The organism is Halomonas alkaliantarctica (assembly GCF_029854215.1).
In the GTDB taxonomy this organism is placed as follows: domain Bacteria; phylum Pseudomonadota; class Gammaproteobacteria; order Pseudomonadales; family Halomonadaceae; genus Vreelandella; species Vreelandella alkaliantarctica_A.
In genome coordinates this window covers 55,820-71,492 of sequence record NZ_CP122961.1, presented here as the reverse complement: position 1 = coordinate 71,492, position 15,673 = coordinate 55,820, and the positions used below count along the sequence as shown (strand labels likewise).

Sequence of the window (15,673 nt, the reverse complement as noted above, 5' to 3'; positions counted from 1 at the left end):
TATGGCAGATACCACCTGTCCCCATCAACATCGTTGGAATAAGGCATTGCGACGCACACAGCAGCGTGTCAGCCATCTGCCTCGCTACCGCAATAGCGGCCGCGTTATTCGTGCGACGGGTATGGTGATTGAGGTGGTTGGTCTTCGTGTAGCCGTGGGTAGCGCCTGTCGGATTGAATTGCCAGGCAGCGACGGTCGCTTAACCGACAGCGATAGGCATGCTGAAGCAGAGGTCGTCGGCTTTGCTGGCGACAAGCTATTTCTGATGCCCTTGGAAGAGGTCATTGGGCTGATGCCTGGCGCGCGCGTCGCACCTCTGGATGAGAGCGGCAACAATAGCGCACGCCGCTTTCCTATAGGCGATAACCTGCTGGGCCGTGTTCTGGATGGCAACGGTAATCCGCTTGATGATCGTGAGAGCATCGAAGAGATACCTCGGGCAACACTCAGTTCACCACCGCTCAACCCACTTTCTCGCGCGCCAATTGATGCGCAAATCGACGTCGGGATTCGCGCTATTAACGCACTGCTCTGCGTAGGTCGAGGTCAGCGAATGGGGCTTTTTGCAGGCTCTGGGGTAGGTAAATCAGTGCTGCTAGGCATGATGGCACGCTACACCAAGGCCGATGTGATTGTGGTTGGCTTGATTGGTGAGCGGGGCCGTGAAGTGCAGGACTTTATCGATAATATTTTAGGCCCTGAAGGACGACGACGCGCTGTTGTCGTCGCCGCTCCCGCTGACACCTCGCCGTTACAGCGGCTGCAGGGTGCTGCTTATGCGACACGCCTGGCAGAAGGCTTTCGTGACGAAGGTCGCGATGTTCTGCTGATTATGGACTCACTGACGCGCTATGCCATGGCGCAGCGGGAAATTGCCCTGGCCATTGGTGAGCCACCCGCTACTAAAGGTTATCCGCCGTCGGTGTTTGCCAAACTGCCTGGGCTAGTGGAGCGTGCAGGTAACGCTGAGCGTGGCGGTGGTTCCATTACGGCATTTTATACCGTTCTAACGGAGGGTGATGACCAACAGGATCCTATTGCCGATTCTGCTCGCGCCATTCTAGACGGGCACATCGTGTTATCGAGAACATTGGCGGAAGCCGGTCATTATCCGGCAATCGATATTGAAGCCTCGATTAGCCGTGCAATGACATCGATTGCCTCGTCCGATCAGCTCCTGGAAGCACGGGTCTTCAAGCAACTGTTCTCACGCTACCAGCGTAACCGAGATCTTATCAGCGTGGGGGCCTATAGCCCTGGTCATGATCCTCAGCTCGATGAGGCAGTGAAACGCTTCCCATCATTAGAAAACTTCCTGCAACAGAATATTGATGAGTGTGCGACGCTTGCCGATGCTCGCCAAGCGCTGCATGCCCTAGTAGGAGGACGCGCATGAGCAATTCACAGCTCGAAATGTTGACCGACTTAGCCAGAGGCGCCCGCGATCAAGCCGGCAAGACACTGGCTCAAGAGCGACAAACGGAGCAGCAAACGACCGCTCAGTTACAGTCGCTGTTGACCTATCGGGCAGAATACGCAGAGCGTTTGCAAAAAGCGATGAGTGACGGCATTGACCCCGCCACCATGTACAATTATCAACAGTTCCTAGCCTCTTTGGACGCAGCCCTAAGTCGCGCCCGCCAAGCGTTAGCATCTCAAAAGGCAAGTGTTGAACAGAGCAAAAAGAACTGGCAACAAGAGCAGCGAAAGCTGTCTTCCTACGATACACTGGCGTCGCGTCGTCTATTAGAAGAGCACCGTCGCAGTGAGCGTCATGAACAAAAAACTAACGATGATCTGGTGACAAGCCGCGCGGCTCGTCAGCATAACGACACTCCGCATTAGCGGTGTCAGGGAACTGAATATGAATATTCAACAGTTGCTTTCAGTCAGCCAAAGTTCGCCTCAGACGCAGTCTCAAGGCGCTTTCAGCCGACAAGACTCAACCAACGGTTTATTTCATCAAACGCTGTTACAAGCATCTGATGCTCAACGTTTACCAGCGCGGATGCTTAGTGAAACTAGCGCCTCCCAGGCGCCGCTTCAGCAAGGGCAGCTAAAAACACTCGGTACTCTTTTATCAGACGCATTAGGAGCTGACGTAGAAGATTTGAGCGCTCTACTTGAAACTCTGGGTCTTGACGTCAGTGAGAGCGACTTATCCGACCTGTTGGCTCAGCTTCAGTTATCGAACTCAGACATCCGCGTAGACACGCTAGGCCTTAGTGGAGAGGCATCAACGCCCCTTGACGAAATTGCTAGCCGTCTTGCACTGATGGCCTCCTTTTCTGAAAGTAGCCCTGAAGCGCAGCTGGAGTCCCCCTTAACTCCGGCGGCGCTGGAGGCGGTTGCCGAACAGCTAAATATTAATCAAACGGAAGCTGCCCAGCTGGTCTCAGCATTACATGTCCTGGTGGGCCAGCAACAGAGCACCAACCCACTACCTGCAGAGACGGCTCGATTAGCCAATGCGCGCTCGCCTGTCGTTGAGCTCCAGGCAGCCCCAAGACCACAGCCTGATATTTTCTTCACTCAAATCAACACTGGCAGTGCAGTCTCTCAAGTCAGTGGTGAGGCGCTCATGGGCGCTCTAATGACCGTAGAGGGAGCACCTAAAGGAACTCCAGCAGGTGAGCACTTACTCTCTGGATTCTCTTTAAGCGCCGGTGGTTCGTTACCCTCGTCGCCAGCAGCACAAGGGTTTGCTCCCACGGCCAGCCCAACAGCTGCCACTTTGACAACACCTCTAACGAACCCCGCCTGGCCACAACAGCTAAGCCAGCAGTTGGTGCAGATTTCACAGCGCGGGGGCGAACAGCATGTCCAAATGCAGTTGAACCCGGCAGAACTAGGACCACTTTCTATCTCACTAAAATTTGGCGAGCAGGGAGCTCAAGCACACTTTTTGTCGGCCCATGCACAGGTGCGACAAGTGCTCGAACACGCGATCCCCCAGCTAAGGGAAGCGCTGGCTGAGCAAGGCATATCGCTCGGCGAGACATCGGTTGGCGAGCAGCGTGACCCCAACGCCCAGGGCTTTGCCCAGTCAAGCGGTAAACAAGGCACTAAAGCGGGCGGTGACGGCGGCGATATTGGTTTGGATGAAGCAACACAAGGCGCTGGAAGCAGCCCATTGATACTGGATGGACGCGTAGACCTTTATGCTTAAGCGAAGGGCCTGAATTTGTACTCTTATTCTGGTACCAGGCACATGAGTGCTTACGTGAAATAGCTAAACCAAAAGATAGGCTTGCCAAATGAGCCTGTTCATTTCATCACCAGCATGCGCGATAGGCATAATACGTTGCTAGTGATACGCATGGAGTTCACAGGAATCGCAAATGGCAGAAAAAAGCGGCGGATCAAAAAAACTACTCTGGATAATGATTATCCTGGTCTTGCTGTCGTCAGCAGGCGCAGCAGTAGCTATATATATGGTAATGGATCAGCGTGATGACGGTTCGGAAGACGCAGAGATGCAGCAGGCAATGGAGCTTGAGTCGCCTATTTTCATGCGTATTGAACCCTTTACCGTCAATCTTGCCGATGATAGCTATGGCTCACGCTTACTCTATACAGGCGTAACTCTGCGTTTGGGTGATGAGGAAAGTAAAGCGATTCTAGAAGAACACATGCCCCAAGTGCGTAGCCGTTTGTTAATGCTACTATCCGGCAAGCAGGCTGATGAGCTGACCTCATCTGAAGGTAAGCAGCAGCTAGCACAAGCAATTGTTGATCGACTCAACGTCCCGCTGACGGAAAATCAGCCGCCGCTTGATTTGCGTGAAGTTTTATTCACCGAATTTATTGTGCAATAACCTCGGGAACTGGAGCCGTTCATGTCACAGGACGATCTACTGTCCCAGGAAGAAATTGATGCCCTGTTAAAGGGCGTTAGCGGCGATGATGAGCCATCGGCTTCATCTTCCCCTGCGTCGGATGAAACCCGAGTTCGCCCTTACGATCCGTCGACCCAGCATCGCGTTATTCGTGAGCGTTTGCATGCGCTTGATTTTATCAACGAGCGCTTTGCGCGCTACTTTCGTACTGGCCTGTTTAACCTATTGCGGCGTAGCGCGGACATTACCGTAGAGTCCGTTCGCTATCAGAGCTTTAGCGAGTTTTCGCGTAATGTTCCCGTGCCTACCAACCTGAACATTGTGTCGATGAAGCCACTGCGGGGTTCAGCGCTCGTAGTATTCCCCCCCAATCTCGTTTTTATGGTGGTGGATAACCTTTTCGGTGGTGACGGTCGCTTTGTGACTAAATCGGACGGTCGAGAATTCACCAATACTGAACAGCGTATTATCCAGCGCCTGCTCAATCTCGCTATTGAGGCATACCAAGAGGCCTGGAAAGTCGTTTATCCGCTGGATGTCAGTTTTTTACGCTCAGAAGTACAGTCAAAGTTTGCCAACATTACCAACTCACCCAATGAAATTGTGGTGAATACCAAGTTCAATATCGAAGTCGGCAACCTATCGAGTAATTTTCAGATATGTATGCCTTACGCCATGATCGAGCCATTGCGTGATTTACTGGCCAACCCGATCAATGATAGTAACCACGACCAAGATGGCAGTTGGTCGCGCCGTATGGCGAGTGAGCTACGTCAGTCAGAAGTAGAACTGGTTGCTGAATTTGCTCAAATACCCAGCCGTATCGCCCATGTAATGGGGTTGAAGAAAGGCGACGTGCTACCGTTAGACATTCCGAGCTCTATCACAGCCAGCGTTGATGGGGTTCCCGTTATGGAGTGTGAATACGGTAGTCAGCGTCAACAGCATGCACTGCGTGTTTTACATATGATTGACCATGCCGCTATGAATAACGCATCGTCCAAGGACTTTATTAAAGGGTCTACGCGACAGAAAGCCAAGGAATCCAAAGCATGACTGATCCCAATAAGCCTGATCAGAACGTCTCTGACGACGATTGGGCGGATGCCATGTCCGAGCAAGAAGAGCCTACATCCAGCGCCGATGCTGCTAGCGAAGAGGAAGATCCTTGGGCAGCCGCGATGGCGGAGCAGGAATCCGCCGAAGAGAGCGAAGAAGAAACAACCGCTACACCAGAACCAAAGGCACCTGCAGCGAAAGCAGCGAGTGAAGACATCTTCCGTCCGTTGAGTCCTGACAGCGGCTCATCGCAGGCGCGTGAGCTAGAGATGATCATGGATATCCCGGTGAAACTCACCGTGGAACTTGGCCGCACAAAACTAACTATTAAGCAGTTGCTGGAGTTGGCGCAAGGGTCTGTCATTGAGCTTGAAGGTCTTGCCGGTGAGCCAATGGATATTTTGATTAACGGTTACTTGATTGCTCAAGGCGAAGTTGTCGTGATCGAAGATAAGTACGGTATTCGTATTACTGAAATCATCACACCTTCTGAACGTATTCATAAATTGAACCGATGAGCGTTGCAACCCCCGCGTCACAAAATGGATCGCTCGATGCATTAGGTAACGGTGGCGAGGCATTGATAGGCATGGCTGTTTTAGGCAAGACAGCCGCGGCTCTAGCCCTCGTCATAGTGATCATTTTAATCTGCACGGCGCTTTTAAAGCGCTGGAGCAACCATACCACTCGCCATGGCGCTCACCTGCGCGTTGTCGGTAGCACTGCTGTGGGCAATCGTGAGCGTATTGTGATTGTCGAAGTAGAAGATACCTGGCTGGTCGTTGGTGTGGGTGGTGGGCGAATTACAAAGCTCCACGAGCGACCGGCGCCAGAAGCTCCCCCGGCAACGGCATCGACTCCGCCTTCCTCAGGCTTTTCGCGTCGCTTATCCAAAGCGCTAGCCGCAGGTCGCCGCCGCGATTCATCCGCACCCACCGAACCACATCACACGCCATGAGGCAATGGATGCACCTTTCTTGGCCCTGTGCTTGTAAGAGCATTGATTTGAAGAACATTGTTTTGAAGAGCAAAATGGCTAAGCCGCTCTCACTGTGGCTAGCCGTTGTTGTCGCGTGCTTCATCGCAGGCCCAGTGAATGCACAACAGATCCCCGGTATTATTTCGCAGCCGCTAGAAGATGGCGGACAGCAGTGGTCGCTTTCGCTGCAAACATTGCTCTTCCTAAGCTCGCTAGCGTTTTTACCCTCCATGCTGCTAATGATGACGAGCTTCACGCGTATCATCATTGTGCTTAGCCTATTACGCACGGCAATGGGTACCCAGGCAACCCCGCCCAACCAAGTACTCTTGGGGATAGCGCTATTTTTAACTTTTTTTATCATGTCGCCAGTATTGGCACAGGTGTATGACAACGCCTGGGTGCCGCTGACGAATGAAACAATTAATTTTGAAGAATTTTTGCTAATTGCCCAGCAACCATTTCGCGAATTCATGCTTGCCCAAACCCGTGAACCCGACCTGGCTCTGTTCGTTCGCTTGGCGGATATAGGGCCGATGCAAGGCCCGGATGAGTTACCCATGCGAGTGTTATTGCCCTCTTACGTCACTAGCGAGCTTAAAACAGCGTTCCAAATTGGCTTCACTATTTTTATCCCATTTTTAATCATCGACCTAGTAGTAGCCAGTACCCTGATGGCGCTAGGCATGATGATGGTGCCACCCATTACCATTTCGTTACCTTTTAAGCTAATGCTGTTCATTTTAGTGGATGGCTGGCAGCTTATTATTGGTTCGATGGCAGAAAGCTTTTACATGATATAGCGCTTCATAGAGATGGCTTTATTGCTGGAGTAGGTCGCGTCGTTTTATTTGACACGTCGTTTATACGACACAGAGGATCACAGCTATGACCCCTGAAATGGTGATGAGCATTGCTTACCAAGGTATGCGTGTAACGCTTCTCCTTGCTGGTCCCATGCTACTTGCGGCGCTATTCACCGGCCTTATCATCAGCTTGTTTCAAGCTGCGACCCAGATAAATGAAATGACGCTAACTTTTATCCCTAAAATTCTAGCGGTATTTACGGTGCTGGTATTAGCTGGCCCCTGGCTGATTGGATTGATTACCGACTTTACTCACCGCCTATTTACCAACATCCCTAGCATGGTGATGTAGCGCTATGGTGGAAGTCACTTTCGCACAACTGCAGGGGTGGTTGGTGGCTTTTTTATGGCCGTTTGCGCGCATTACTGCTTTCATGGCAGCCTCACCTTTGTGGGGCCACTCCAGCGTTCCTAACCAAGCTAAAGTGGGCCTTGCTGCCCTCATTGCCATTGTCATTGCGCCGATTTTACCGGCCATGCCTGATATTGCCATCATGTCATGGGCTGGGATCGGAGTGATGATCGAACAGATCCTAATCGGCTTAGCGATGGGTCTCGTTATGCACATCATGTTTGCGGTTGTTCAAGCTGCGGGGGATTTTATTGGCCTGCAAATGGGCCTCGCGTTTGCGAGCTTTTTTGATACGTCGAGCGGCACCAATATTATGGTGCTGTCACGTATTCTCTATATGATAACCCTGCTCATGTTTTTGGCGATGAATGGCCACCTGATGGTGCTTGAAACCCTGATTATGAGCTTCCAAACGCTGCCCATTGGTATTGGCACCTTTAACCCAGGTGCATTTGAGTTGCTCGCCCGCTATGCGGGAACAATCTTTGCCTCGGGTATGTTATTGGCGTTACCGCTGGTGGGCTCACTGCTTACCATCAATCTGGCACTGGGCATACTGAACCGTTCGGCTCCGCAGCTCACGGTATTTAATATCGGCTTTCCTACCTCTCTCCTCGTGGGGCTTATATTAATGATGGTTTTGATGACCGACATTAATCGCTTTTTGCAGAGGCTATTTACCCAGGGGCTAGGATTTATGCAGGAATTAATCGAGACATTGGCTCCTTTAAACTAAAATCCCCATGCTTAATAAAAAGCATGGGGATTTTAGTGAAAACACGTAAGAACTAGAAGTTCGTTACATATAGTTAAATAACGATAAACCTTTAATATCCACGAACGCTTTTTGCGCTGCCTGCATACCGATTTGTCGCAAACTATACTCAGAAATTGCTTCTGCGTAATCCAGGTCGACTAAATCCGATAGCGTTTGATCATAATTTAGCATTCGGTTACTGCCTACCGAATCGATAACATCAAGCTCATTCAAGCGAGCCCCTGCAGAGGCCCGCACGGTCAGGACGTTATCTAGACTATTATCCAGGTCGCGCATAGCTGTATTCAGGGTATTGCGTTGATCGGCTTTCTTAGTGGCATTGTCAGCAGGGTTTTCTAATACGCGAATAGCCTCTTCCATGGTACGGAAGAGATCAGCACCGCGAACATCACCGCCTGACTTGGCAACCAGAATTTCGTCTCCGGCCGCGGGCGTACCTTCCAGAGTAATTGAAATACCCCCAACGGCGATCTGTTGAGGGGAATCGCCACCACTATAAGTTTGGCCAGTAGGGCCAGGAGTCCAGCTATTACTATCATTATCATATGTTTCGATGCTGAACTCGCTGTCACTGGTAAAGGTGATGCGGAAGTCTGTTGCATCTTTTACATCATTGATCTGCGGCCCACGAAACGTCACATTACCTGTATTAGCATTGTCGGCTTCGGCTACGTAGCCAGCACCGCTAGCCACGCTTTTAAAGATAGTCTCGCCATTATCGGCTACCGACATCAAACGCGAGGCATCGACGCGCTGTTCACGTGTATTGCTGTCGCCCTTATATTGCACATTTTCATTACCATCTTTAGCGAATGGTGGCTCGCTGTCCTTATAACCTCCAAACAAGTACCGGCCACTACCATCGGTGGCATTGGCTTGGCCTAGCATCGTTTCATAAACGCCTTTGAGTTCACTCGCGATTGACTCACGATTGGCGTCAGTTAGCGTGTCGCTAGACGCCTGAACCAACAAAGTTTTGGCACTTGTTATCGCATCACTGATGCTGTTTAAAATACTCTCGGTTTGCGATAACGAATTGCGCGCCGAAACCCGCGAATCTGAATATTGCTCGGTCACCGCTTTCGCCTGATCCACGCCAACCGCCCGCGAGGCGGCCTGGGGGTCGTCTGATGGGTTAACCACGCGTCTGCCACTGGCGATCTGCTGACTGACTTTCATCAAATCGCTTTGCTGGCGGTTCATAGACGCCGTGCTTTGCTCGAACATGGTAACGGTACTAATACGCATCACTTAAGCTCCCGAATTAACCGCGCAGGTTCAAGATGGTATCCATCAGCGTTCCTGCGGTGTCAATCACACGCGCATTTGCCTGATAGTACTGTTGGTAACGGATCAAGTTAGCGGCTTCCTCGTCTAAATTAACCCCAGACTCGGACTGTTGCACAGCGGTCAGCTGATCCGTAAGCCCCTGCCTAGCATCCAAGTTCACTTGTGTAATATTAGTACGGTTACCGACATCACCAACCATGGATGCATACGCCCCGGTGACCGTTGCGCTAGCGCCGACTATTGATTCAGCTTGCAGGTTTTGCAGGGCCAAAGCGTTGCGGTTATCGCCGGTGTTGGCGTCGCTTAGGCCAACCGCTAGCGTTGCCGTTTCGCCCGCTTTGGGCAAGCTGTTAAAAGTAAATTCGACGCCATCGACCGCGACGCGTGCCCCAACGGGTATCGTATCGCCAACGCTTAATGCGTTCCCGTTAACGGTCATCGCTCCGTCTAACTCGGTGACTTCACCGTTTTCATCAACGCTAATAGAATATGTATCACCTTCCGGCAAAGAGGCTAATGCACCCTCGGCCATGCTGATGTTACCAATATCCAAATCACCTTCAAACTCGGCGAAGCTTGCCGCCGCAATCTTGTCGACATCAGCAATATTAATATCCATACCATTAGCAGCGCGACGAACAGGCTGAATTTCAAATTGATCGCCGTCAACCGGCGCCGGTGTGTTGCCGAACGTCAGAACCACGCCACCGAATTTTAATTGATCTTCATCATTCCAGGCGTCTTGATCGAAATCGACAACCTCACCGTTATCGTTTCGAGTCACTACAGGAACCGAAGGTGCAGTGCCCTCAAAACTGACTGTATAATCCGTAGCACGCAGCTTATCAACAGTTTCTGGATCAAACTCTAACGACGTCAGCAGATCCGGATCACTGTTACCTTTATAACCGTAACCTTGAGGGGAACGGGTGCTGAAAAAATCTTCCCCCTGATCACCATTAAGATCCACACCCTGCTTGTGCTGCTGATTGACAGCAGTCGACAGAGACACAGCTAGCTGGCCGATCTGATTTTGCGTCTTATCCAGGGTTTCTGAACGGAAGGTCATTAATCCACCTAATGCCCCACCCGTAATCGTCGATTCGTCTAGCTGGATTAAATTGCCACCACCATCGCGATAACCGACCACTGTGCGTTGTGGATCATAGTCAGCTTGCATCGCTTCAAGTTGAAACGAGTCAGTACCTGTCACCAGCGGCTGACCATTGGGCAGGCTAATGTTATAGGTTTTGCCATCCTGAATATTCAGTCGCAAATTCACGCGCTCATTAAGCTCGGAAACCATGTGGTCGCGTTGATTCAATAAGCTGTTGGGGGCTTCACCTGTACGTGCTCTGGCCAGAGCAATCTCTTTGTTTAAACCGGCGATCTGCTCGGTGGTGTTATTAATCTGGGTAATTTCATCTTTAATTTGGCCATTAATATTTCCCTGCATATCTTGCAGGTAGCCATCGAAAGAACGGAACTGTGAACTCAGCGTATTGGCTTGCCCCAGTACACCCTGGCGAGCCGCCGGATCAGAAGGGGAGCTCGCTAGATCTTCCAAAGATGAGAAGAAGCCCTGCATCAGAGGAGCTAGGCCTGCCGCGCGATCGGCTAACAGGTTATCGATTTGCGATACCTGATTATAGTAAGTGTTTAAAGCGCTTGACTGTGTTTTGGCACTATTTAACTGGTCAGCCACATACGTATTGAACTGGCGCTCTATATCATTGACACGAACCCCGCCACCGACACGCCCTTCACCCAACTGTGCCAACTCTCGGTTATAGCCAGGCGTATACACATTACTAATATTATTACTGCTTGTATTCAGGGCATTCTGGGCGGCATTGAGGCCGCTTAAGCCGATCGAAAACATGCTCATGGTTCAATTCCTTAGGCCAATACCTATATCTTCTTTAAGTATCGGCACCGCGCAGAAAAACTTGAGGAATGGGCTAGCGAGAATCGGCTAAGAAATTGCCGTCAGCGTTAAGTGGCCCCATGGTATTCATCACCGCGACTAATTTCTCAGCGTAGAGCGGGTCAGTAGCATATCCGCCTGACTGCAGTTCATGTGCTGCCTGCTCTGCGGTGGGCGCCTGAACCACACCGGCATAGCGGGGGTTATTGCCGATTAAGCCAGCATAGTCGGTAAAGGCATGCTCAAATGAGTCGTAGACGCGGAAAGTATCGACTACCTGCGTGCGGCGCCCGTTGATATATTCGTGGGTCACAATATCGGTCGTTTCGCCCTGCCACTGGCTGCCCGCTTTAATACCAAACAGATTGTGGCTATTAGCACCGCTGCGCGTTGCGATTTCATGACGCCCCCAGCCTGTTTCTAACGCTGCCTGGGCTAAAATAAGTTCCGCGGGAACGCCGGTAGCCGCACTGGCCGCTTGGGCTGGAGCTGCTAACGTTTGAATGAATTGATCTACGTGACCTAAGGCCGTCTGCTCACGCTGGTTTAGTGTCGATTCATCTGCTGTATTGCCCCTCTCCACACCTTGCCGAATGGCCTCTAGCTCTGCTAAGAATTGACCGCTGCCCTGCGCATTTGTGGTGACAATCCTGTCAGCATTAGCCGCAAATGAATCGTCAAGCACACGGGGGGTGCCACGGGGAATGCCAGCTATCAATGCTTGTAGCTCTTGATCCGAATTTGGCTGCGCTTTTGAGATGGCTCCTTGGCGCTCCAATTGCTCAACAAGCACATCGGCAAGGCCCATTCCTCGCGACGCCATCACCTGAGACCACTGTTGATCCAGCATCGATTGATAAGTATCCGTCGCACTGCTGTTTATCAGCCCAGAACTGGGCGTCGCGTCGCGCATACTCTTCATCATCATCTGAATAAATAGCGCTTCGAACTGCTGGGCTGCGCCATTCACGCCTGCTTCGGGGTCAACTCGTGCGGTATGTTGCAGGCGCTGAAAGCCATTCATATCCAGGGCGAATTGATTGGTCATATCACTCGCGCTCATTAAATAACCTCCAGCTCAGCACGCAGTGAACCCGACGCTTTTAACGCTTCCAGAATCGACATCAAGTCTTGAGGTGTAGCGCCTAACGCATTCAATGCATTGACTACTTCGTTGAGCTGCGCGCCCTCTACGATTTGCAGGTAAGCCTCTTGCTGCTCAATATCGATATCCGCATCGGGCACCACCACCGTCTCTCCCCCTCCAAAGGGATTAGGCTGGCTAACACCAAATTGGGTATCAATCATGATCGATAGACTGCCGTGAGCCACCGCCGCCTCTCGTAATGTGACGGCACTGTTCATCACTACCGAGCCGGTACGTGAATTCAGCACAACACGCGCGGGGGCCTCAGTGGGCGTCACCTGAACGTTTTCAACGCGCGCCATAAAGTTGACACGCGCGTTGTCATCCACTGGCCCATCCAGGGCAATTACTCGTCCGTTTTGCGCATAAGCAACCGACTGACCAAACTCGTTATTTATAGCCGTGACCATACGCTGAACGGTGCCAAAATCGGAATCGTTAAGCTGCAATTCAAGCATGCCACCGTTACCGCCCAGGTTGAGCGGCACTTCCCTTTCGACCAGGGCGCCATTGGGAATACGCCCCGAAGCCTGCTGATTGATCTGCACGCTGCTGCCACCCGCCTGGGCACCCGCGCCACCTACCAACATGTTGCCCTGGGCAATGGCATAGGTGTCACCATCGGCACCTTTTAAAGGTGTCATTAACAGCGTACCGCCGCGCAAACTACGCGCGTTGGCAATCGACGAAACCACTATATCCAAACGCTGACCCGGCCTTGAAAACGGTGGGAGATCGGCCGTTACCATCACTGCAGCGACGTTACGCAGTTGCAAGTTCGTTCCTGCTGGCACCGTCACCCCAAGCTGGGAAAGCATATTGATCAGACTTTGGCTGGTGAAAGGCGCTTGAGTTGTTTGGTCACCGGTACTGTCAAGGCCTACGACTAAACCATAGCCCACTAATTGGTTATCGCGGACACCGGCAAACCCGGCCAACTCACGAATACGCTCCGCATGGGCAGGAAAAGCCAATAAACACATCAGCACCAAAACACTCAACTGAATTAACCAAGTGTTGATTGTTCGATAACCACTTAACCGCATCGCTATTGCCCGCCGTAACATTGTTATTGGTCGCTTTAACATTGATAGCTCCAAATAGGGGCTAGAATGGCGAGACGTTTAAGAAGAAACGTTGTAGCCAACCCATGTGCTGCGCTTCATTGATGTAACCATCGCCCACGTACTCAATACGTGCATCAGCCACCTGCGTGGAGGGCACAGTATTTTGCGAGGTAATCGTACGCGGGTTAACCACCCCAGAAAAACGGATAAACTCCGTTCCCTGATTGATGGCAATTTGCTTTTCGCCTCGCACACGCAAATTGCCGTTATTCATGACCTCCAATACCGATACCGTGATAGTGCCCGTAAAGGAGTTATTGGCCTGCGAGCCACCACTTCCCGTAAAGTCATTTGCGCCTGCAATATCAAAACCGTACTCTGCTAGAACATCGAGTACGTCCGGCACCTGTGCTAAATCGAGACTAGCACTACCAGTACGGCCCGCATTAGATTGCGAATTTTTGCTTGCGCTCACTTCTTCATCTAAAACGATGGTTAAAATATCGCCTATTGATCGCGGACGGCGGTCTTCAAATAACGGTTGATAGCCTTGCCTAGCCTGATAAATAGATCCGTTAGGAATGGGCGGTGGACGATCAACAATGCTGATCTGCTCTTGCTCCCCCACCACTGAGGCTCTTGGAATTTGGGCGCAGCCAGCGACAATCAATAAGAAAAGCACCAGCCCCGCTAGTGCAATACGACGTGACATGTGACGCAACTCCAGCATAACGCAACCTGTAAGTAAGCCTTGTATAAAAGCTTTGTCGATAAGTAACGTTACATCTGGCTTAAGCGTGCCAACATTTCGTCACTGGTAGAGACCGCTTTACTATTAATTTCATAGGCTCGCTGGGTCTGAATCATATTGACCATTTCCTCAACAACGTTGACGTTGGAGGTTTCCACATACCCCTGGAATAAACGGCCTGCACCATTCATACCGGGCATATTTTCATTAGGTGCACCAGAGGCCCCAGTCTCCAGATAGAGATTGCCACCAATACTTTGTAAACCTGCCGGATTAATAAAGGTACTGACGGTTATTTGCCCAATCTCGTTATCAAGCGCGATACCCGGCTGGCGAACGCTTACCGTGCCATCCTCGCCAATGTTCACGGATAAAGCATTAGGCGGTAAGAAGATAGCAGGCTCAACAGGGTAGCCATTAGCGGTCACCATCTGACCGTTTTCATTTAACTGAAAGCTACCGTCACGGGTATATCCCGATGTGCCATCGGGTAATAGCACTTGAAAAAAGCCTTCACCATTGATCGCAAGGTCACGGGAGTTTTCTGTCTGCTCTAGCCCACCTTGAGTATGTAAACGCTCTGTTGCCACAGCCCTTACCCCTGTGCCAACCTGCATACCGGATGGCAATCGATCCTGGATATTATTTTGAGCGCCTGGCTGACGCATATTTTGATATAACAAGTCTTCAAACACCGGACGTGAGCGTTTGAAACCATTGGTACTCACGTTGGCCAGGTTATTTGAAATCACATCCAGCTTGGTTTGCTGCGACTCCAAACCGGTTTTAGCGGTCCATAAAGACTTAATCATTTGTCCGTTCCCTTAACCGGCTGACCAGCATCAGCCTTGAATAGATAGTATGCCATTGGCACGCTGTGCGTTTTCGTCAGCGGTCGTTATCACTTTCATCTGCATGTCATAACGGCGCGCAACATCGATCATCGAGACCATGGCATCAACAGCGCTAACGTTGCTGCCTTCCAGTGCGCCGCTAACCAACTTGGCATTTTCATCAGCAGGTAAAGCGCCAGGCTCACCTTGGTCATTCGTAGGTGCGCGAAACAGACCGTCTTCACCGCGCGTTAATGCTCCCTCTTCAGGAGTCACCAGCTTAATACGCCCTACTTCGACCAACGCTTCCGGCCCTACGCCCTCGGGTATGGCACTAATCGTTCCATCGGCACCGATGGAGACTTGCGCGCCTTGCGGGACAGCAATAGGGCCGCCTTCGCCCATTACCGGACGCCCAACGTTGAGCAGCACGCCATCGCTATCGATCTGCAGATCGCCACGCCGTGTATAGGTTTCGGTACCGTCATCCGCTTGCACCGCCATCCATGCGTCGTCTTGCATCGCGACATCAAGGGTGCGCCCCGTATACTCAACAGGGCCCTGTGAAAAATCGCTGCCGGGCGTCGTCGTCACCGCTGAGGTACGCGTTGCTAGTAACGCATCGCCCTGCACGGGCACGGAACGAGCCGCCTGTAGCTGCGCACGAAAACCGGTGGTGCTCACATTCGATAGGTTGTTACTCACCACCGACTGCTGGTCCATACTGTTTTTGGCACCACTCATGGCGGTATATAGCATTCGATCCACGGTACTTACTCCTTACC

General features: G+C 51.4%; 17 protein-coding genes. 10 read left to right on the top strand and 7 right to left on the bottom strand.

What is annotated here, in order from left to right:
* Position 1 precedes the first annotated feature (1 nt).
* From fliI to fliR, 10 genes are all read left to right on the top strand, one after another.
* Positions 2-1,396, top strand: coding sequence for a flagellar protein export ATPase FliI (gene fliI / locus QEN58_RS00340; RefSeq protein ID WP_280105282.1), 1,395 nt, complete (start codon positions 2-4; stop codon positions 1,394-1,396).
* Positions 1,393-1,845 carry a flagellar export protein FliJ gene (gene fliJ, locus QEN58_RS00335; protein ID WP_280105281.1) on the top strand — a complete coding sequence of 151 codons (453 nt, stop codon included), beginning with the start codon at positions 1,393-1,395 and terminating at the stop codon, positions 1,843-1,845. The genes fliI and fliJ overlap by 4 nt, the downstream gene beginning before the upstream one ends.
* Before the next feature lie 19 nt (positions 1,846-1,864).
* On the top strand, positions 1,865-3,169 hold the full coding sequence (locus QEN58_RS00330) for a flagellar hook-length control protein FliK (protein ID WP_280105280.1): 1,305 nt from the start codon (positions 1,865-1,867) through the stop codon (positions 3,167-3,169).
* Positions 3,170-3,341: 172 nt separating this feature from the next.
* A complete protein-coding gene (gene fliL, locus QEN58_RS00325) occupies positions 3,342-3,818 on the top strand; it encodes a flagellar basal body-associated protein FliL (protein ID WP_280105279.1) in 477 nt (158 codons plus the stop codon).
* A gap of 21 nt (positions 3,819-3,839) precedes the next feature.
* A complete protein-coding gene (gene fliM, locus QEN58_RS00320) occupies positions 3,840-4,895 on the top strand; it encodes a flagellar motor switch protein FliM (protein WP_280105278.1) in 1,056 nt (351 codons plus the stop codon).
* Positions 4,892-5,416, top strand: a complete 525-nt coding sequence (fliN, locus tag QEN58_RS00315; RefSeq protein WP_280105277.1) for a flagellar motor switch protein FliN — start codon at positions 4,892-4,894, stop codon at positions 5,414-5,416. The genes fliM and fliN overlap by 4 nt, the downstream gene beginning before the upstream one ends.
* Positions 5,413-5,856: a flagellar biosynthetic protein FliO gene (gene fliO / locus QEN58_RS00310; protein ID WP_280105276.1), complete on the top strand. Its 444-nt coding sequence runs from the start codon at positions 5,413-5,415 to the stop codon at positions 5,854-5,856. Before fliN ends, fliO begins: the two co-directional genes overlap by 4 nt.
* A gap of 8 nt (positions 5,857-5,864) precedes the next feature.
* Positions 5,865-6,680 (top strand): flagellar type III secretion system pore protein FliP, encoded by an 816-nt coding sequence (gene fliP / locus QEN58_RS00305; protein ID WP_425270296.1) that lies wholly within the window; start codon positions 5,865-5,867, stop codon positions 6,678-6,680.
* An 85-nt stretch (positions 6,681-6,765) separates the two neighbouring features.
* The gene (gene fliQ, locus QEN58_RS00300) at positions 6,766-7,035 is read left to right on the top strand and encodes a flagellar biosynthesis protein FliQ (protein WP_007112097.1); all 270 of its coding nucleotides are present in this window, start codon (positions 6,766-6,768) and stop codon (positions 7,033-7,035) included.
* Between the two features lie 4 nt (positions 7,036-7,039).
* On the top strand, positions 7,040-7,831 hold the full coding sequence (gene fliR / locus QEN58_RS00295) for a flagellar biosynthetic protein FliR (protein ID WP_280105274.1): 792 nt from the start codon (positions 7,040-7,042) through the stop codon (positions 7,829-7,831).
* A gap of 63 nt (positions 7,832-7,894) precedes the next feature.
* Here the strand turns inward: fliR and flgL are convergent, their stop codons facing one another.
* The 7 genes from flgL to flgF all read right to left on the bottom strand — a co-directional run bounded on the left by flgL (position 7,895) and on the right by flgF (position 15,656).
* A complete protein-coding gene (gene flgL / locus QEN58_RS00290) occupies positions 7,895-9,121 on the bottom strand; it encodes a flagellar hook-associated protein FlgL (RefSeq protein WP_280105273.1) in 1,227 nt (408 codons plus the stop codon).
* A 16-nt stretch (positions 9,122-9,137) separates the two neighbouring features.
* Positions 9,138-11,051 carry a flagellar hook-associated protein FlgK gene (flgK, locus tag QEN58_RS00285; protein ID WP_280105272.1) on the bottom strand — a complete coding sequence of 638 codons (1,914 nt, stop codon included), beginning with the start codon at positions 11,049-11,051 and terminating at the stop codon, positions 9,138-9,140.
* 73 nt (positions 11,052-11,124) lie between these two features.
* Positions 11,125-12,153 (bottom strand): flagellar assembly peptidoglycan hydrolase FlgJ, encoded by a 1,029-nt coding sequence (gene flgJ, locus QEN58_RS00280; RefSeq protein WP_280105271.1) that lies wholly within the window; start codon positions 12,151-12,153, stop codon positions 11,125-11,127.
* Complete coding sequence (locus QEN58_RS00275) at positions 12,153-13,220, bottom strand: flagellar basal body P-ring protein FlgI (protein ID WP_425270316.1); 1,068 nt, start codon at positions 13,218-13,220, stop codon at positions 12,153-12,155. Before QEN58_RS00275 ends, flgJ begins: the two co-directional genes overlap by 1 nt.
* Positions 13,221-13,344: 124 nt before the next feature.
* Positions 13,345-14,034, bottom strand: a complete 690-nt coding sequence (locus QEN58_RS00270) for a flagellar basal body L-ring protein FlgH (protein ID WP_280105269.1) — start codon at positions 14,032-14,034, stop codon at positions 13,345-13,347.
* A gap of 50 nt (positions 14,035-14,084) precedes the next feature.
* Positions 14,085-14,867: a flagellar basal-body rod protein FlgG gene (flgG, locus tag QEN58_RS00265; RefSeq protein ID WP_280105268.1), complete on the bottom strand. Its 783-nt coding sequence runs from the start codon at positions 14,865-14,867 to the stop codon at positions 14,085-14,087.
* Between the two features lie 30 nt (positions 14,868-14,897).
* On the bottom strand, positions 14,898-15,656 hold the full coding sequence (gene flgF / locus QEN58_RS00260) for a flagellar basal-body rod protein FlgF (RefSeq protein ID WP_280105267.1): 759 nt from the start codon (positions 15,654-15,656) through the stop codon (positions 14,898-14,900).
* Positions 15,657-15,673: the final 17 nt, after the last annotated feature.